A 17038-nucleotide genomic window follows, 5' to 3' on the forward strand; every position below is an offset into this window, starting at 1 on the left:
TGCGCAGCGGGGCATATCGACAAACCTCTGATCATCGAAATTTCACGAGATCAGAATGATAGCCGACTTACCTCGAAACGGTCTCAGGATTTTCATACTGGTGCACTAGTGCAATCCTAGGCGGTGCCGAGGTCCGCTAGCAAGTCAAGATAAGCTCTGGCAGCCGCGCCCCACGTGTACTTTCGTGCGGATTCCCGGCCACGAGCGGCGAGCGTCACACGTAGCTCTTGAGAGGAGGAAAGCTCCTCCATCGTACTGGCCCAGGAACCTATGCTTTGGGGGTCCGTGTACAACGCGGCATCGCCGCAGACTTCTGGTACCGCTCCAGCGTGTGAAGCGAGCACTGGACAACCGCAGTACATGGCTTCGAGCGGCGGCAACCCGAAGCCCTCGGTGATGGATGGGAAGGCAAGGGCCAAGGCATTCTCGTATAGCGCCTTCAACTCGCTGTCGGAGACACGTCCCAGGAAGCGGCATCCTTGCTGAGGATGCAGCCCATGGGCGGAAAAGATGCGTGCATCGGTGCCGCCCGCTATCACCAACTCGGGGTGTTGCGACTTGCGGGCCGCCGCCGCGTTTATGAGCATACGAAGATTCTTGTGTGGCGCGAGGCTTCCGAGGGCGAGAATGTAGCCGTTGCAGGAAAGACCGTATCGTGCGAGCGTTCCGAGGTCGGCTTGTACGCGTAGGATGTGATCGGCACCATTATAGATGACACGAGTCTTTCCCCGCGGGACTATATTGAAACGTTCAAGCTCGTTCTTCGAGTATTGGGACACGGTGACGACGTGCCGCACGCGGCGTGCGAGGCGAGGCTGTAGTGAGGCATACAGGGCGCGGAAGTAGAATGAGTAAGCTTCGGGTACAGTGCGCCATTGCGCGTCGTGGATGATGAGAAGCTGTTTGCGCCGCGATATCGGGCCGAGATTGCAGGGGCTGATGAGCCAAGAACTCGGGGTGATGAAAGGCAGCTCGAACTGTTCCCAGATCTGTCCGGGCAGCAGGCCTTTGCGGATGGTGATGCGCGGATCGCGAGTCTGTACGTAGGTCTTAAGCGCGTCGGCGCGTTCGGTGTTCGGCACAGCCAGTGTTGGCGGCACCGTGAACGGGAAGCGGTTCTGATCTTGGAGGGAGAGAAGCGCGCGCAGTAGTTCGTAGCCTACACGTTCGACCCCGGTTGCAGGCCGTGTCGCAAACCTCCCGTTGAAAACAATACCCATTTCTGGCGTTACCTTTCGGGCATCGTTGCGATGCTGTCGGTGTCGAAGCCCTTGTTCAGCGAGAGCAGCAGTTGTTCGTAGGGCGGGAGCCGGCGTCGCGTGGCACGGGAGCAGGCGGCCAACGCGTCCTTGTGGCTTAGCATTGGTTGATTAGCTGGTTTCCGCGGCTCGCGGATCTGCCGCCGGAGCCCGCGTCGGGCGCACTCCGATCGGCAGCCCTATACTTGGAGGTCAAGCGATGGCTCAGAACCCGATCAGTTGCAGCGCGGTACTCAATACGCCTGCGGACTGGAGAAACCGCGGAAAATACTGATGAAAATGATTTTGATGTCGAGCCAGAAGGACCAGTTGCGAATGTACCAGAGATCGTGTTCGACGCGCTTCTCCATCTTGTAAAGATCGTCGGTTTCGCCGCGCCAGCCGTTGATCTGCGCCCAGCCGGTGATGCCGGGCTTGACCTTGTGCCGCAGCATGTAGCCTTTGACCTTTTTGCGATACAGCTCGTTGTGGGCGATGGCGTGGGGGCGGGGGCCGACGATGGACATCTCGCCGCGGATGACGTTGATGAATTGCGGCAACTCGTCCAGCGAATGGCGGCGCAGGAAGCCGCCGATGGGGGTGAAGCGCTTGTCGTTCTTGGTGGCCTGCGGGACGTTGTCGCCGTCTTGCGTGACGGTCATGGTGCGGAACTTGAGGACGGCAATCTCCTTGCCGTCGACGCCATAGCGGCGTTGGCGAAATAAGATAGGCCCTTTCGATGTGAGCTTCACGCTGAGGGCGATGAGCAGCATCGGCACTGCGGCGAGGGTCAGGATCAGGGTGCCGAGCAGGAGATCCTGCACCTTTTTCAGCCAGCCGTCGGCGCCCCAGAAAGGGGTGTCGAAGATGCTGACGATGGGGATGCCGCCGAGACTGGACCATTGGCCGTGAAACAGATGGGTCTCGAAGAAGTCCGGGACCATGTAGACGGACACTGTGGTGTCCGAAAGACGCTCCACGACGTCTGCGGCGGTCGCCCGCGGGACGCTGCCGAGAATGATATACAGGACGCTGAACTCTCCTCGGCGGGCGCGCAGCTCGATTTGCTCGGCAGGCGTCAGGGGCACGAGCGTTTGTGATTGATGCTCAGGCACTTGGTCCATTTTGGCCTCGCCTGCCTCGGGCTCTTCTCCTGGAACCGGCACGATATCGACCAGCGTCAGCCCTGTCGTTGCGGTGTCCTGGATCTTTTGCGCCAACTGATCGGCCGTCTCGCCGGTGCCCAAGATCAGGGCGCTGCGGCGGATGGTTTCTTTGGCGACCAACCGTATCAGCACGAGTCTGGCGCCGGCGCGCCAGGCGAGCATCGTGAGGGGGGCCGCGACGAACCAGGTCGTCACCGCGAGGCGCGAGAAACTTGCGGTCTCTTTGACCACGTATGCGGTGAACAGCAGCGCGAAGACCGTGAGCGTCCAGACGACCAAGACGCGCGCGAATTGGCGCGTGATGGATTCGCCGCGCCAGGGTCTGTACAGGTTGAGCATGCCGGAGAGGGCATGAAAAGTGATGATGGCGAGCAGCAGGCCTACGGTGTAGCGCAGCGGCCAGGCTTCGGAGCGAATATAGGTCGGTATCAGCAGGGCCAGCGCGATGACGCCGGTGTCTAGGCCCTTCGCGAGCCAGTGCAGAAACGCGGAGCCGGCCTGTGGGGTTGTGAGGCGGGATTCCGTGTCCGAGAGCGGTGCATGCAGCATGATCAGGCCCCGGTGCTGTTAAGACTCTCGCGTGGGGCAACCCGCGCGCTGTCCGCGGGGGCCCCGCGACCGCGCAGTTGCGGCTCGTGATGTAAACATGTGGTTGTAGACCCGGCCATCGCCGTCGTTAATGTGCTCGTCGCGGGTGTGGTCGCGTTACCGCTCGGCGAGATGGGGCCGCAAACACCGCCAGCACTCGCTGCCTGGCGCATGGATGCAAGGTGCAGCGGTGCAGCACCGTGGGCGCTGTGTATCGGCGGCTGGGTTGCGCTCATGGGCGATCTGCGTCTGCGAAATTCGGGATCGGCCCTAGGAAACTTTGGTCGATCGCCAAGCGTGCCAAGGGTACCGCGGCGGCATGGTCAAGGCCACACCGTTTGCGCAATCGCCTTCGACTTATCGCATCCTCTCACCGACATGGCGGGGCCCCGAAGGCGCGTTGCGGGCTCGATGCCCGCCCGCGCCCGGCGCGGCGTCGAGTCTGAGCAGCCGCGGGTACCGCTCTGCGTGCAGCAGCGCGCGGGCGATGGCGATGCGAGGGTCTTGGCCGCCGGAGACTCGCACGCGGGTCTCGTCCGCCCAGGTGGTCGTACGTAGCTGCCGGGCAGGCGGCGATAAAGTCGTGGATCTGTGCGGTGCGGCAGGCCTCCACTCCAACTGGGCTTGCGATGCGTCGTGGTTGGCACAGAGGGGAGGCGATTCTCGCGGTTCTCGCGGTTCTCGCGGTTGCCGAGGAGGCGGTAGAAGCGCGCTAGGGACAAGAGGCTACGGGTCGGATCTCCACTCGCTGCACGCTCGATCAACGGACGCCCGGCCTGTCCGTCAGCGCTGCGGCCCCTCGGCGGGCGCGGTTCCGGCTGTCCCGTTGCTTGCGGCCGGGTCCGCGCCGCGCTCGCGCAGCGCGTTCAGCCAGGCCTCGCCATCGGTGCGGATGAGCAACTGATCGCCAAGCTCTTCGAGTGCGCCGAGATCGCGGATGCCGGCGAGCCATGCGGCGCTCTGATCGGCGGTCGCCGGGCCGAAGCGGCGGCGGACTTGGCGCAGCAACAGGTGGCGCGCGGCTTCTCGGCCTTGCTCCAGCCCTTGCTCCAAGCCTTGCTCCAAGCCTTGCTCCAAGCCTTGCTCCAAGCCTTGCTGTTTCCACCGATCGGTCCAGCTTTCGACATTGTCGGCCAGCATCTGATAGACCTCGTGTAAGTCGCTGAGGGGCGGCAGCGCCACGCCGGGCAGCCGCTTGGGCAGGAAGACACGTCCGAGCCAGACGGCGAAGGCGCGACGCAGACCGAGCTGCCCGGGTGCTTGCCGCCGCTGTCCTGCGTCGCACTACCACCGTTTCGGCTCGAAGTCCGGTCGGTTCTGGATTTCCATGAGCTGGTCGCCGACCGCGAGCACGAGGAAGCCGGTGGCCTCGGCATAGTTGAGCACGCTTTCGTCGACGGCCAGGCTGGCGAGGATGCCGACCAGTGGCAGGGTGTCGTATTCGGGGAAGAATTCGCGAAACGCAGCGATGTCCTCGACGAAACGCTCAACGTCAGCGCTGCGCAGGGTTGCTTTGGTGCTGTTGAGGCACACCAGGCTCGCCGTGACGGCCACCGCATCGAATTCGCGCACGCGCCCATCGGCCAGCCGGCGCTTGCGCCGTGGCATGAGGTCGAGCACCGGCTCGCGGAGCTTTGCTTCGATGATGCGCGACAGGCTTGGAGCGACAAGGTCTTCGACCAGGGTACCGAGTTTGTTGGCGACGTCGCCCCATTTGCGGTTCATCTCCCGGCTTTGCTGGCGCATCTCGTCCTTGAAGGTGCTCATCTCGTCCTTGAAGGCGCGCATCTCGTCCTTGAATGCGCGCATCTCGATCTCGGTGCGCATTTGGGAGTTGTAGAGCTTGTTGAATTCGATCCCGACGCTGACAACGAAGTCTTGGACGACATCTTCAAGTCGGTCGATGCGTTCGACGACGGCTGCCACTTTGATCGCTCCAAGCTGTTGAGATTGTGTGAAAAATACGCCGCTCTGGGGACGCTTTCAAGCTTGGGAGGCGGTGTGTGGTATCCGCAACGCTACTAGGCTGGTCCGCAATCTTCCGCGCCGGCGCGCAGGGGAGTCGGCGGTAGGCTGGGAGAGGTTTTCGGCCTTGATCGCTATCCCGGCCAGCGCCGCGGGCTCCGTGCGTAGCCAGGGCTTCCAGCCCTGGTGGCGTCAGGCCAGGATGGCCTGGCTACGCAGGCGACCGCTGCTGTGGTCGGAGTCATGATCAATGCGCGGTTTTCGTGCCCGCGCGTTCGCCGGTGTTTGCCGGAAGCGGGCCTGCCGCTGCGTCACGCAGTCGATCATATGGCGACGGTTCTCATGCCCACGCGCAACGAGAGGGACGCTGAGAGCCATGAGGCATCAGGGTCGGATCGCCCATTGCGTGCTCGATCAAAGGACGCCCGGCCTGTCCGTCAGCGCTGCGGCCCCTCGGCGGGCGCGGTTCCGGCTGTCCCGTTGCTTGCGGCCGGGTCCGCGCCGCGCTCGCGCAGCGCGTTCAGCCAGGCCTCGCCATCGGTGCGGATGAGCAACTGATCGCCAAGCTCTTCGAGTGCGCCGAGATCGCGGATGCCGGCGAGCCATGCGGCGCTCTGATCGGCGGTCGCCGGGCCGAAGCGGCGGCGGACTTGGCGCAGCAACAGGTGGCGCGCGGCTTCTCGGCCTTGCTCCAGCCCTTGCTCCAAGCCTTGCTCCAAGCCTTGCTCCAAGCCTTGCTCCAAGCCTTGCTCCAAGCCTTGCTCCAAGCCTTGCTCCAAGCCTTGCTGTTTCCACTGATCGGTCCAGCTTTCGACATTGTCGGCCAGCATCTGATAGACCTCGTGTAAGTCGCTGAGGGGCGGCAGCTCCACCCCGGGCAGCCGCTTGGGCAGGAAGACACGTCCGAGCCAGACGGCGAAGGCGCGACGCAATCCGAGCTGCTCGGGGGCGCGCAGCCAGTCGATCAGCGCGCGCACGATGTCCAGCACCGCCGCCGACTCGCGGCTTGCCTCAAGCCGAAACAGCGCGGCGGTGAGATTGCGCTCGGGCAGTGCGCCGGCCTTGGCAATCTGCTGCTCATCGAGCAGCAGATAGCCTTGCCGCGGTCGATAGGCCTGCAGGAGCGAAGGCGCGGGCTCTATCAATGGCTCCAGTGTCTCGGCGGCGCTCCAAGGGTTGGCGCCATTGTAGAGCACCAGCGGGAGGACCGGAGGCAGGCGACCGGCGACGCTCAACTGCTCGGCGCGGATGAGATCCTGGTACAGCAGACCGAGATAGGTCTGGATGCGCACGGCCATCCAAGGGTCGACGCTGGACTGGAACTCCAGCAGCAGATAGACATAGAGCCAGTCCTGCCCCCAGCGCACGCGCCAGATGATGTCATCCGCGCGGTCGCGCAGATCGTCGCTGACATAGCTGCCGCTGGCGCGCTCCAGTGTCCCGAGATCGAGCTCGCCCACCCACGCGCCGGGCATGAAGCCGCGCAGGAGATCGCGGACCATCGCGGCGTGCGCGAACAGGAGCTTGTAGCCGCTGTCGTGCGTCGGCGGGCGCTTGCCCGCGTGCTGTGTGTCGTGTTGGGTCATGGGCGCGGTGTCCGCGTCGGTCGGCGCTCGCCGAAACAGCAGATCGGCTTGCATCGGGTCGCCCTCATGGGGGCGGGTGTTGTAGCTCAGCGTTCCGGCTTACAACATGCCGCTTACGCGGTTGAATAGATTGGTGTGCCAAGCGGTTCCGCGGTGGATCCTAGCATCGAAAGGGAGTCGTGTCGGTGTTGTCGCGGCTCAGGCGACGGGCCATCCGGCGCCGTGCGTTGAACCCGCAACGCGTAGGCACGCGCGGCGCGTCCGCCCTGCAAGGCTGCGCGCTCGATCATAACGACGCCTCGGCCTGTCCGTCGGCGCTCTGGCCTCTCGGCGGGCGCACGGGGCGAGCGGGTCGGGGCGTCGCGCTGCGTCGGCGGGTCAATCGCCGTGCTTGAGCGGGATAGCGTCCAGCCCAAGCAGCCGCGGGTAGCGCTCTCCGCGCAGCAGCCCCGAGTGCGTGTCCTGCTCGACAAGCCGGCCTTGCTCCATTACGGCGACCTTGTCCATCTCCGCCAGCACCGCCGGCCGGTGCGTGATCATCAGCACCGTGCGGCCCGCCATCAGCACGCGCAGCGCGTCCAGCAGCGCGCGCTCGGTGCCGGCGTCGAGCCCTTCGGTGGGCTCATCGAGCAGCAGGATGGGCGCGTCGCGCAGCAGCGCGCGGGCGATGGCGATGCGCCGGGCTTGGCCGCCGGACAGGCGCACGCCGGTCTCGCCGGCCCAGGTGTCGTAGCCGTCGGGCAGGGCGGCGATGAAGTCGTGGATTTGCGCGGTGCCGCAGGCTTGCTCCAGTTGGGCCTGCGTTGCGTCGGGGTTGGCGATGAGCAGGTTCTCGCGGATGCTGGCGTCGAACAGGTGCGTGTGTTGCGAGACCAGCGCGATGTGCTCGCGCAGGTCTTCGCCGCGGAAGTCGGCGAGTGGCGCGCCGCCTAGGCGGAGCTCGCCGGCGTCCGGTGCCCAGAACTTGAGCAGCAGGTTGAACATCGTGGTCTTGCCGGAGCCGGTGGCGCCGACGATGGCGACGCGCTGGCCCTCGGGCACGTCCAGATCCAGTCCGTCGAGCGCGGGCCGGTCGGCGCCGGAATAGGCGAAGCGCAGCCCGCGGATCTCGATGCCGTGGTGCGCCGGCCGGGGAGACGGGCCGGGCGGGTCGATGACGGCGGGCTCGGCGTCGACGATGGCGAAGAGCCGCCGCGCCGCCGTCAGCGTGGAGGCGAGGTGCTGGAACGCGAGCGGCAGCGGTGCCACGGCCTCAAAGGTGGCGAGCGCGAACAGCGCCAGCATGGCGAGCTGCGGCGGCGGCAGCTCCCCGCCGGCCACCCGCGGGATGCCGAGCCAGAGCACGCCGAACAGGGCCAGGTTCGCGGCGAGGCCGACGCCGCCCTGGGACAGCCCGGCGATGCGGCTCATGCGGGTCTGCTGCTCGATCAGCTCCCGGCTCACCGCGTCCAGACGGCGGGCGTGGGCGTCGGCGGCGCCGTAGATCAAGAGCTCCGAGAGCCCCTGCGTGCCGTCCACCGCCAGGCGGCGCAGCTCCGCGTCGGTCTCCACCAGCCGCCGACCGGGCTCGGCGCCGAGCCAGCGGGTCAGCCAAGGCAGCGCGACGCCGGCCAGGACGAGCAGTGTCAGCAGCCACAGCGCGAGGTGCAGGTCGTAGAGCGCGGTGAACAGGAAAAAGCCGATGCTCGCCGTTACGGCCACGAGCACCGGCACCAGCACCCGCGTATAGAAGTTGTCGAGCGCATCGACGTCGGCGCGGATGCGCGAGAGCAGGTCGGCACTGTGATACTGCTGCAGCCGAGCCGGGGCCAGCGGCTCCAAGTGGCGATAGAACCACACGCGTAGGCCGGCGAGCTGGCGCAGCGTCGCCTCGTGGCTGATGAGCCGCTCGAAGTAGCGCCCGGCGGTGCGCGCGATGGCGCTGCCGCGGATGATGGCCGCCGGCGTGAAGTAGTTCATCGCCACACCGGCGGCACCGGCGACGGCCATGGCGGTGATGAACCAGCCGGAGATGGCCATCAGCGTGACGTTGGCGACGAGCGTGACCAGCGCGATGGCAAAGCCGCCCAGCATCCAGCGGCGATAGGGTCGGAACAGGTGCCACAGCCGCAGCAGCTCGCTCATGCCGGGACCTCCAAGAGCTGCACCATGCGCCGGTAGGGGCCGTCCTGCGCCGACAGGGTTGCATGGTCGCCCTGCTCGACGATGCGGCCGCCGTCGATGACCAGAATCCGGTCCGCATCGCGCACGGTGCTCAGCCGATGCGCGATGACGAGCATGCTGCGCTCGGCGGCCAGGGCATCGACGGCGCGCTGCACCGCGGCCTCGCTCGCCGGGTCCAGGCTCGCCGTGGCCTCGTCCAGCACCACCAGCCGCGCATCGCGCAGAAAGGCGCGGGCGATGGCGATGCGCTGGATCTGGCCGCCGGACAGCCCCGCGCCGCGCTCGCCGACGGGCGTGTCGTAGCCGGCCGGCAGCGCCTCGATGAAGTCCGCCGCAAAGGCCCGCGCCGCGGCCTCGCGCACCGCCGCGTCATCGGCCTCCGGGCGGCCCAGGCGGATGTTCTCGGCGATGCTGCCGACGAAGAGCCGCGGCCGTTGCGGCACCCAGGCGAGCCGCTGGCGCCAGTCCTCCAGATCCAGCTCGGCCAGCGCGTGCATGTCGATGAGCACGCGGCCGCTCGTGGGTGCGATGAAGCCGAGCAACAGGCTCGCCACCGTGCTCTTGCCGGCGCCGCTCGGGCCGACCAGCGCGATGCGCTGCCTGGGGGCTATGTCGAAGCTCACGCCGGCCAGCGCCTCGCGGCCCGGCTCGTAGGCGAAGTGAACATCGTCGAAGCGAACGGCCAGCGGTGCTGCCGCCGGCAGGGTCAGCGGCGCCGCCGCGCGCGTCGGCAGCGGCGCGTCCAGGATCGCCACCAGTCGCTCCGCCGCAGCGATGGCCTCCATGCGCCCATGATAGTGCGTGCCCATGCTGCGCAGCGGCAAATAAAACTCGGGCGCGAGCAGCAGGACGAAGAAGCCGGTGAAGAAGCTGATCTCCGGCGGCGCCAGGAAGTCCGGCACCGGCAGCGCGAGCTGGTAGAGGCGAAAGCCGATGAAGACGGCGACGATGGCGATGCCGAGCGTCGCGAAGAACTCCAGCACCGCGGAGCTCAAGAACGCGAGCCGCAGCACCTGCATGGTGCTGTGGCGGTAGTCGTCGGAGATGCGCGCGATGACATCGGCCTCGCGCCGGCTCGCGTTGAAGAGCTTCAGCGTCGTCAGCCCCTGGATCACATCCAGAAAGTGCGCGCCCATGCGCGCGAGCTGCTTCCAGTTCTTCTGGTTCACCGCCTCCACGCCCTGGCCGATCAGGATCATGAACAGCGGGATGAAGGGCGCCGTGAACAGCATCACCAGCCCCGACAGCCAGTCCAGCGGCAGCACCACGAGCAGGATGGCGAGCGGGATCAGCGCCGTCAGGGTCATTGCCGGCAGAAAGCGGGCGTAGTAGTCCTGCAGGCCCTCGATGCCGCGGGTGAGGTCTTCCGCCAGTGCGCCGCTGCGCTCGCCGGCGAGCCATGCAGGCCCGAGCGCCTGCATGTGCCGCACCACGCGATCGCGCAGCGCGAGCTTCACCGCCGCGGCGGCGCGAAAGGCCGTCTGCTCGCCACCCCAGGCCACCGCGGCGCGCAGCAGAAAGATCGCCACCAGCGGCCAGAGCCATGGTGCTACGTCGCCGAGCCCGGCACCGGCGAAGGCGACGGCGTCGACAACGGCTGCGAGGAGCCAGGCCTGCAGGATGATGAGCACACCGCCGAAGAGCCCGAGCCCCACGGAGAGCTTGAGCCAGCGGGCGGCGAGGGGCTGTTGGGCCTTCAGCAGGTCGCGGGCGGACATCGGGTGGCGCGTGGACGGGTTGCGGATGACCGGCAGTCTGCCGCAGCGATGCGCGGCTGCCCATGACGCACCGCAGCAGCCGTGGGATTTCAGCGCCGGCGCGCGGCGGTCGCGAGCCGGCTCGCGAGCGGTGGTTTTCGGGTGCCGGGCAGCGCGCCGCCGCGGGGCGCGGTTCAGCCCGCGGCTCAGCTCGCCTGGTGCGGGCAGCGCTGCAGCTTGCTCGGGTCGTAGCCCACCGACTCGATGAAGGCCTTCATGCGTTCGAAGTCCGCATCGCTGAGCTCCGGTGTGCGGCCCATGACCCAAACATAGTCGCGCTTCTCGCGGCCGATGACGGTGAGGCTGTAGTCGTCCGCGAGATAGATGATGCGGAAGTCGGCCTTGATCGGCCAAAGAAACTGCATGCCCCAGCGGGCGTTCGTCGTGGTGTCCTTCACGAAGCCCTTCGGATGATAGACCTTGAGCGGCCCGTCGAAGCTGCCCTGGTTGAACGTGAAGGTGGTCGCGATGGTGCCGTCCGGGTTCAGCTCGTAGTGTTCGACGGGGTTGTAGGCGTCCTTCTCCAAGAAGGTCGGGATGTTCGCGAGCACGAACCAGGGGCCCATGAAGCGTTCGAGATCGACGTAGGGGACGGTTTCCATGGGTTCAGCTCCGATGTCGTCGCAAGCAGTGAGCGCCAGCAGCGCGCAGGCCGTGAGCAGCAGTTGACTGAGAACGCGGGGCATCCGGTGCGCTCTGCGGTGCAGCGGCGCGCTCACATGACCCGCCGATAGATGATGCGTTTGCCCTTGCCGGCGTCGCTCTCGAGCGCCACCCAGCCGAGGTCGTCGTTGTACCAAAGATCGATGGTCAGCTCGTCCGTGCGCAGCGCGAAGCGCTCGGCCGGCAGCTCGGCGCCGTTGTTGGTGGCGACGGCGTCGCGGCCCTTGGGCTGCACGCGCACGGATTCGAGCTCACCGGTCTGTGGGTTCAGCAGCCGGCGCTGGGTCAGGAAGCCTTTATCCCAGTACGCGAAGGTCTTCACGCAGCCGTCGGCGTTCGCCACCGCCGCGCCCGCATCGATGCGGAACGCGTCGCCAATGGCCTCGCCAAACACCTCGTAGCGCTTGCCGTTGTCGTCGGTTGTCGCGTCGATGGCCGTGAGGCAGCCGTCGCGGAAGGTCTCATTGCTGCTGTGCCGGTAGCTGTAGGCGTTGATGAACAGGAAATCTACGTCGAAGCTCGCGCGGCTCGTCACGCGCGTCGTGTCGCCGCTGCCGACGATGCGAAAGCTGTGCTCGCCGATGGGGCGCTCATCGAGATAGACCTGAAAGCGCAGCTCTTCAGCCGCGGCGAGCGGGGCGATGAACAGCAGCCCGGCGGCGGCGCCAAGCAGCGCCGGGCGCAGGCGGCGCGGAGGAATCAGGCTCGGGAACATGACTGGGCCTCGAATAGGCTGGTTTACACGGTGCGGATGCTTGAGCGGGCAGGCGCGCCCCGCGGTTAAGTTACGTGGACTGCGGCGGCTTCGGCGGCCCGGGGAAGAAGGCGTTGGTGCGGCGGATGTAGTCGCGATAGGCCGGGCGGCGCTCGGTGATGTCTTTCTCGAGCAGCGAGACGCCGGACACCCGCAGCAGCAGAAAGGTCATCAGCACGGGTCCGATGATGGTCCACCAGGCGCCCGCCGCTAGTGCCAGCAGGTAAAAGGCCCACCACATGCAGGCCTCGCCGAAGTAGTTCGGGTGGCGGGTGTAGCGCCAGAGGCCGCTGTCGAGCACCTTGCCACGGTTCGCCGGGTCGGCCTTGAAGCGGGCGAGCTGCTGGTCGCCGAGGGCCTCGAAGCCGAAACCTACGAGCCACAGCGCCACGGCGAAGAAGTCTAGCCAGCCCAGCGGCGCCCCACCGAGCACGGTGCCCAAGAGCGGCAGCGATATGATCCAGGCCAGGATGGCCTGCAGGCCGAAGACGATGTATAGGCTCTTGTACCAGAAGCCCGGCTCGTTGTCGGCGCGGATGGCCTGGTAGCGGTGGTCCTCCGGCTGGCCCCAGTTGCGCAGCGTGATGAACAGCGACAGCCGCACCGCCCAGACCGTGACGAGAAACAACAGCAGGTAGGCGCGCTCCGCCAACGCGGGCGCCGATGCGAGGTAGGTGACCGTCATCGCGAGGAAGAAGAGCGACCACAGAGAGTCGACGATGCTCACATCGCGCCTGGCGGTGCCGAAGATCCACGCGGCGACTGCGAGCACGAGCGCCACGGTCAAGCCGTTGGCGTAGACGCCGAGGTCAAACATCGGTTAGCTCCCCGGCCTGATTGAGGCGCAGATCGATGCGCGGGGCGGGGGCGGCGTCGGCGCTTTGGCGTTGGGTCGGATGTCGGGGCATAAGCTCGGTCATGCGGGGCTCGATGGTCGGTGGTCGATGGTCGGTGGTCGATGGTCGGTGGTCGATGCATAGCCTATCGAGGCGGAGCCTCAGGCCGACAAGAGCAGGGGGCGCCTTTGGTGCGTATCCCGCTCGATGTCGCGTGTGACCGTGGTTTCATCGTGGTCGTAATCGAACGTGCGCGGTGTTGGCGGGCGTTGACTGGAGTTGACTGGAGTTGACTGGAGTGTTGACCTCCAGGTCAACACGGTCAACACGGCGACAGAGCGGGATGCACAGATCTCGCGAGTCCCGAGCCGACCGGGAGGTCGGCACTCCGGCCCGGGCCGCTCTGGATCGGCTACCGACCCGTGCTTGAAACTCCGCAGCGGCCGACTGCGTCGTCAGGCCATCCTGGCTTGATGCCATCAGGGCTGGAAGCCCTGGCTACGCAAGGAGCCGCGGCGCTGGTCGGGCTAATACTTAAGGCCGTACCGAGGTTCCGGGGCGGTCTACCTTGGCCCTCGGCGCTCGGCCCTCGGCCCTCGGCCCGTTTCGCGAACAGCGAAACATTGAGGAACCGGTCAGGCATCACAAGGGGAACCGGCAGGGCCGCCCCAGGCTGCTAAGATCTCGCGCTCGCCGGTTCTCGGCCGGCCCCAGCCTACTCCGTGGAGGTCAGTTGTTCATGTCCGTACCAGTCCTGCAGCAGATTCCGGCCAACCGCGGTCGTGCCGCCGCCGTGCGCGACACGGCCCTCGCCGTCGCCGCCGTCCTCGCGCTTGCCGGTTGCGCAACGGATGAATTCGGCAACCGCCGCCCGCTCACGGAGTCCGAGGCCGGCGTGGCCATCGGCACCGCTGCCGGTGCCGCCGCCGGCGCGCTGCTTGGCTCGCGCTCCGCCGACGCCGGCAAGGGCGCGCTGCTCGGCGCCGTCGGCGGTGCCGTCGCCGGCGGCCTCGTGGGCACTTATATGGAGAATCAGCGCAAGGACTTCGAGCGCGCGCTCGCTGACGAGATCGCCCTCGGCAACATCCGCGTGGAAAAGCTGCCGGACAACCGCCTGCTGGTGGGCATGACCAGCAGCACCGCCTTCGACATCGACCGCGCCGACATCAAGCCGGGCTTCTACAGCACGCTCGACAAGATTAGCGCCATCGTGAACAAGTACGGCAAGACCCGGCTCGACATCGCCGGCCATACCGACGACACCGGCAGCGACATGCACAACCAGTTCCTGTCGGAGCGGCGGGCCGCGTCGGTGGAGTCCTATCTGCTCGCCGGGCAGGTGATCCCCGAGCGCCTGAGCAGCCGGGGCTTTGGCGAGGGTCAGCCCATCGCGAGCAACGAGACCGAGTATGGCCGCACGCTGAATCGCCGGGTGGACATCACCATCGAGCCCGTCGTCGCTGAGGCCGGCTGAGTGCCGGCAGCGCGCCCGTTCATGGGCCGGGCGCGACCCCGTCAGCGCGCGGGCCAGCCCTGGCCGGGGCGCAGCAGCTCGAACTGGCACACCGGGGTGAGGCGCAGCACGTAGCTGACGCCGGGGTCGAGCAGGTAGCGCTGGCTGCAGCTATTGAAGCCCAGGTCGTAACCGAAGCGGTGCTCCCCGGGGTCGATCATGAAGCTGAACTGCTGTCCCAGGCGCAGCGCGTGAACTCGGCGCCCGTTGATGCTGAACAGCATCGAGGCCGGTGCCCCGAGCATCGAACGGCTGCGTTGGACCGTGACATGGGCCGCGGGCTCGCCGGAGGTGAGCGGCGGTGTCGGGCCCATGGGACCGCCGGCGCAGCCGGCGAGTAATGCGCCGATGATCGGCAGGAGCAGCGCGAGATGGCGCATGACGCTTGGGACACCGGGGCGGGGCAAGGGCTGGCGATGGTCGGCGGCATGGCTCCCGGCGTCAAGCTTGCCGATGCGCCGCCGAGCGGGCGCCCCCGACCGCCCGCGGTCGGACGGCGCCGGGATGACCGCAAAACGAGCGACGCCGCTCAGGCTTGCTCGTGACGACGCCCCAGGCCTTGGCCGCCGCCATGGCCGTGCCCATGACCATGACCTTGGCCATGCCCATGCTGATGATGGTGGCCGTCGTCGCCGTGCTCGTGCGGCGCGGCTGCCGGCAGCGCCTCGCCCTTGGCGAGCGCCGTGAGCACCTTGTCGATGTCGGTCTCGGCGGTGGTGATGACGCGAATGCCGCGCCGCCCCAAGCGTTGCACGAAGCCGTTCCCGGCGCTGCTGGTGACAATGGCATCGAGCCCGAGCGCGAACAGCGGGTGGTCGTCGCCGTGGTACTCGTGCATCGACATCTCCTTCGGCAGGTCGAGGCGCGTAAGCTCCTCGGGCGCCTGCTCCGGCGTGATGCCGTAGACGATGAAGCGGCGCGACTTGCCCGCATGGCCGGTGATGGAGCGGAAGTTCTGGGTTGAAACGGCAATACGCATGGGTAGTCTCGGTGTCGGTGATCAGGGCCCTGCGGCGGCCCGCAGCGGCGGTGAATGTCTGGTTACGGTTCAGCGCACGGTGTCGAGGGCCGGCGCTTCGGCGTCGGCGTCGGCGCCGGTGGGGTAGCGCCGCAGTCCTTCGGCCCAGTCTTCCATCGCCGCGTTGGCAATGGGCATGGGCGCCTCCAGGAAGGTGACCACGAAGCCCCGGTCGGTTTCCGCGATGCCGATGGAGCGCGGGCGCACGGCCAGCACCTGCGCGTTCGGCAGGGCGATGCCGAAGCAGAACACGATGTTCCGGGCCGCCTTGATCCCGTCGTCGACGTGTCCTTCCGGCAACGTGCAGGTGTGGGCGTAGTGGTCGAAATCGGCGATGAAGGTGGCGCAACGATGCGCCTCGATCCGCCGGCGGAAGTAGTTGCAGATCGCGTCGATGTCCGCGTAGTCGGTCTCGTCGCGGTCGAGCTCCAGGACGAAGACGGGATACTTTTCCTGCAACAGCGTTTGTTTCACGGTGCGAAACCTCGGGGCTCACGGCTCGTCGCGCCGGCCCGCCGCAGACGGCGGCAAGCACGGGATTGCGATGAGCCTAGGCCCAAGGTGCCGTCGGCACATTGAAATGGCGCAATGGCATTACCACTGCGACAACGCGGGAATGCGGGCGGCACACGGCGCCGAGCGCCGGCCGGCGTGGTTAGTCCTCGGCGATGCGCCGCAGGTTCGGGATGTCCAGCAGAAAGCTGTTTTGGCGCGATTCCACCAGCAGGCTCTCGCGCTTGAAGCCAGCGATGGTGCGGCTGGCGGTCTCGGTGGTGATGCCGAGCATGGCGCCCATGTCCTCGCGGCTGAACAGCTCGCACTCGCTGGTTTCGCGGTCGCGCACCAGGCGCAGCAGCAGGCGGGCGACGCGCTGCCGGGCGGAGCCGGTGGAGAGCTCCGTGAGCCAGGCGTCGGCCTCGTTCAGCGCCCGCTGCCAGCGTGTGAGCAGCTCGTGGTGCAGGCGGGGATTGTCGCGGCTCAGGTTGCGCACGACGCGGGTCGGAAAGCGGCAGACCTCGGCGCGCTGCAGAGCGACTGCGTCGTGCTGGTAGCCCTCGTCGAGCAACGCCTCCAGCCCGAGCACGTCGGTACTGCGCACGATGCGCACGATGCGCTGGCTGCCGTCCGGCAGGTATTGCACCAGCTTGATGGAGCCGGAGCGCACCGTGTACATATAGTCGCCGACGTCACCGGTCTTGTAGAGCGCGGTGCCGGGCTTCACATCGTACTGGTCGATGGGGTCGTGGATCTGGTCGAAGTCGGCCTCGGTGAGTCCGCCGAACAGTGCCGCCGTGCGCAGGGCGCAGTTGCGGCAGTCGGCCTCGCCGGCCCAGGCCTCACGTAATGACACGGACTTCACCATGGGGTCTGTGGAACCTCTTGCAAATTTCCCGCTGCCATGAAATGCAATGACAATGCGCGCAGTCTAATGCATTTCGACCCCCTGCGGTCGGTCCGGTGTCCGCAACCGCCCGCGCCGACCGCGCCGGGTCCAGGTAGACTCTGCGCATGCCGCTCATAAGCCTCCAGAACCTTGTCCTGTCCTACGGTGCGCCGAACCTCCTCGACGGCGTCGATCTCGCCCTTGAGCCCGGCGAGCGCGCCTGCCTGGTCGGGCGCAACGGCGCCGGCAAGTCCACGCTGCTCGGCGTTATCGCCGGCGAGGTGCAGGCCGATGCCGGCGAGGTGCGCCGCGGCGACGGTGTGCGCATCGCGAAACTGGCCCAGGAGGCCCCGGCCGCTGCCGGCGAGCGGGTGCTGGACGTGGTCATGGCCGGCCTCGGCGCGCTC

17 protein-coding genes are annotated in these 17038 nt (G+C 67.1%); 2 read left to right on the plus strand and 15 right to left on the minus strand.

The annotated features are described in order from the left end of the window. Positions 1-116: 116 nt before the first annotated feature. From ML01_RS25385 to ML01_RS25430, 11 genes are all read right to left on the minus strand, one after another. On the minus strand, positions 117-1220 hold the full coding sequence (locus ML01_RS25385) for a glycosyltransferase family 1 protein (RefSeq protein ID WP_058558173.1): 1104 nt from the start codon (positions 1218-1220) through the stop codon (positions 117-119). An 8-nt stretch (positions 1221-1228) separates the two neighbouring features. Continuing rightward, a complete protein-coding gene (locus ML01_RS31150) occupies positions 1229-1363 on the minus strand; it encodes a hypothetical protein (protein WP_256363671.1) in 135 nt (44 codons plus the stop codon). A 129-nt stretch (positions 1364-1492) separates the two neighbouring features. Next, positions 1493-2953, minus strand: a complete 1461-nt coding sequence (locus ML01_RS25390) for an undecaprenyl-phosphate glucose phosphotransferase (protein ID WP_058558174.1) — start codon at positions 2951-2953, stop codon at positions 1493-1495. A gap of 822 nt (positions 2954-3775) precedes the next feature. Further along, positions 3776-4174, minus strand: a complete 399-nt coding sequence (locus tag ML01_RS25395; RefSeq protein ID WP_162268112.1) for a transposase — start codon at positions 4172-4174, stop codon at positions 3776-3778. A gap of 102 nt (positions 4175-4276) precedes the next feature. Next, on the minus strand, positions 4277-4918 hold the full coding sequence (locus tag ML01_RS25400; RefSeq protein WP_058558175.1) for a hypothetical protein: 642 nt from the start codon (positions 4916-4918) through the stop codon (positions 4277-4279). A gap of 476 nt (positions 4919-5394) precedes the next feature. After that, positions 5395-6597: an Rpn family recombination-promoting nuclease/putative transposase gene (locus tag ML01_RS25405; protein ID WP_254045396.1), complete on the minus strand. Its 1203-nt coding sequence runs from the start codon at positions 6595-6597 to the stop codon at positions 5395-5397. A gap of 324 nt (positions 6598-6921) precedes the next feature. Next, positions 6922-8667, minus strand: a complete 1746-nt coding sequence (cydC, locus tag ML01_RS25410; protein WP_058558176.1) for a thiol reductant ABC exporter subunit CydC — start codon at positions 8665-8667, stop codon at positions 6922-6924. Beyond that, positions 8664-10424 (minus strand): thiol reductant ABC exporter subunit CydD, encoded by a 1761-nt coding sequence (gene cydD / locus ML01_RS25415; RefSeq protein ID WP_058558177.1) that lies wholly within the window; start codon positions 10422-10424, stop codon positions 8664-8666. Before cydD ends, cydC begins: the two co-directional genes overlap by 4 nt. 185 nt (positions 10425-10609) lie before the next feature. After that, positions 10610-11149 carry a lipocalin family protein gene (locus tag ML01_RS25420; RefSeq protein WP_058558178.1) on the minus strand — a complete coding sequence of 180 codons (540 nt, stop codon included), beginning with the start codon at positions 11147-11149 and terminating at the stop codon, positions 10610-10612. A gap of 29 nt (positions 11150-11178) precedes the next feature. Further along, on the minus strand, positions 11179-11841 hold the full coding sequence (locus ML01_RS25425) for a DUF6134 family protein (RefSeq protein WP_058558179.1): 663 nt from the start codon (positions 11839-11841) through the stop codon (positions 11179-11181). A 70-nt stretch (positions 11842-11911) separates the two neighbouring features. Next, the gene (locus ML01_RS25430; protein ID WP_058558180.1) at positions 11912-12697 is read right to left on the minus strand and encodes a DUF1295 domain-containing protein; all 786 of its coding nucleotides are present in this window, start codon (positions 12695-12697) and stop codon (positions 11912-11914) included. Between the two features lie 758 nt (positions 12698-13455). On the opposite strand from ML01_RS25430, the gene ML01_RS25435 reads away from it, so the two are divergent. Continuing rightward, a complete protein-coding gene (locus ML01_RS25435) occupies positions 13456-14190 on the plus strand; it encodes an OmpA family protein (protein ID WP_082674679.1) in 735 nt (244 codons plus the stop codon). Between the two features lie 41 nt (positions 14191-14231). Here the strand turns inward: ML01_RS25435 and ML01_RS25440 are convergent, their stop codons facing one another. From ML01_RS25440 to ML01_RS25455, 4 genes are all read right to left on the minus strand, one after another. Beyond that, positions 14232-14609, minus strand: coding sequence for a hypothetical protein (locus ML01_RS25440; RefSeq protein WP_058558181.1), 378 nt, complete (start codon positions 14607-14609; stop codon positions 14232-14234). A 149-nt stretch (positions 14610-14758) separates the two neighbouring features. Next, positions 14759-15208, minus strand: coding sequence for a NifB/NifX family molybdenum-iron cluster-binding protein (locus ML01_RS25445; protein WP_058558182.1), 450 nt, complete (start codon positions 15206-15208; stop codon positions 14759-14761). A 69-nt stretch (positions 15209-15277) separates the two neighbouring features. Further along, positions 15278-15721 carry a DUF6858 family protein gene (locus ML01_RS25450; RefSeq protein WP_058558183.1) on the minus strand — a complete coding sequence of 148 codons (444 nt, stop codon included), beginning with the start codon at positions 15719-15721 and terminating at the stop codon, positions 15278-15280. Positions 15722-15902: 181 nt separating this feature from the next. Beyond that, positions 15903-16610 carry a Crp/Fnr family transcriptional regulator gene (locus ML01_RS25455; RefSeq protein WP_058558184.1) on the minus strand — a complete coding sequence of 236 codons (708 nt, stop codon included), beginning with the start codon at positions 16608-16610 and terminating at the stop codon, positions 15903-15905. A gap of 146 nt (positions 16611-16756) precedes the next feature. On the opposite strand from ML01_RS25455, the gene ML01_RS25460 reads away from it, so the two are divergent. Continuing rightward, on the plus strand, positions 16757-17038 hold a 282-nt coding region (locus ML01_RS25460), incomplete at its 3' end, for an ATP-binding cassette domain-containing protein (RefSeq protein ID WP_156428005.1).

Origin of the sequence: Thiohalocapsa sp. ML1, assembly GCF_001469165.1 — a bacterium.
Lineage (GTDB): Bacteria > Pseudomonadota > Gammaproteobacteria > Chromatiales > Chromatiaceae > Thiohalocapsa.

Bases quoted from the DNA above. Each gene is read 5' to 3' on its own strand.
- cydC (WP_058558176.1), bottom strand. From the start codon at position 8,667: ATGAGCGAGCTGCTGCGGCTGTGGCACCTGTTCCGACCCTATCGCCGC.
- ML01_RS25445 (WP_058558182.1), bottom strand. From the start codon at position 15,208: ATGCGTATTGCCGTTTCAACCCAGAACTTCCGCTCCATCACCGGCCAT.
- ML01_RS25430 (WP_058558180.1), bottom strand. From the start codon at position 12,697: ATGTTTGACCTCGGCGTCTACGCCAACGGCTTGACCGTGGCGCTCGTG.
- ML01_RS25385 (WP_058558173.1), bottom strand. From the start codon at position 1,220: ATGGGTATTGTTTTCAACGGGAGGTTTGCGACACGGCCTGCAACCGGG.
- cydD (WP_058558177.1), bottom strand. From the start codon at position 10,424: ATGTCCGCCCGCGACCTGCTGAAGGCCCAACAGCCCCTCGCCGCCCGC.
- ML01_RS25425 (WP_058558179.1), bottom strand. From the start codon at position 11,841: ATGTTCCCGAGCCTGATTCCTCCGCGCCGCCTGCGCCCGGCGCTGCTT.
- ML01_RS31150 (WP_256363671.1), bottom strand. From the start codon at position 1,363: ATGCTAAGCCACAAGGACGCGTTGGCCGCCTGCTCCCGTGCCACGCGA.
- ML01_RS25440 (WP_058558181.1), bottom strand. From the start codon at position 14,609: ATGCGCCATCTCGCGCTGCTCCTGCCGATCATCGGCGCATTACTCGCC.
- ML01_RS25420 (WP_058558178.1), bottom strand. From the start codon at position 11,149: ATGCCCCGCGTTCTCAGTCAACTGCTGCTCACGGCCTGCGCGCTGCTG.
- ML01_RS25405 (WP_254045396.1), bottom strand. From the start codon at position 6,597: ATGCAAGCCGATCTGCTGTTTCGGCGAGCGCCGACCGACGCGGACACC.
- ML01_RS25435 (WP_082674679.1), top strand. From the start codon at position 13,456: ATGTCCGTACCAGTCCTGCAGCAGATTCCGGCCAACCGCGGTCGTGCC.
- ML01_RS25390 (WP_058558174.1), bottom strand. From the start codon at position 2,953: ATGCTGCATGCACCGCTCTCGGACACGGAATCCCGCCTCACAACCCCA.
- ML01_RS25455 (WP_058558184.1), bottom strand. From the start codon at position 16,610: ATGGTGAAGTCCGTGTCATTACGTGAGGCCTGGGCCGGCGAGGCCGAC.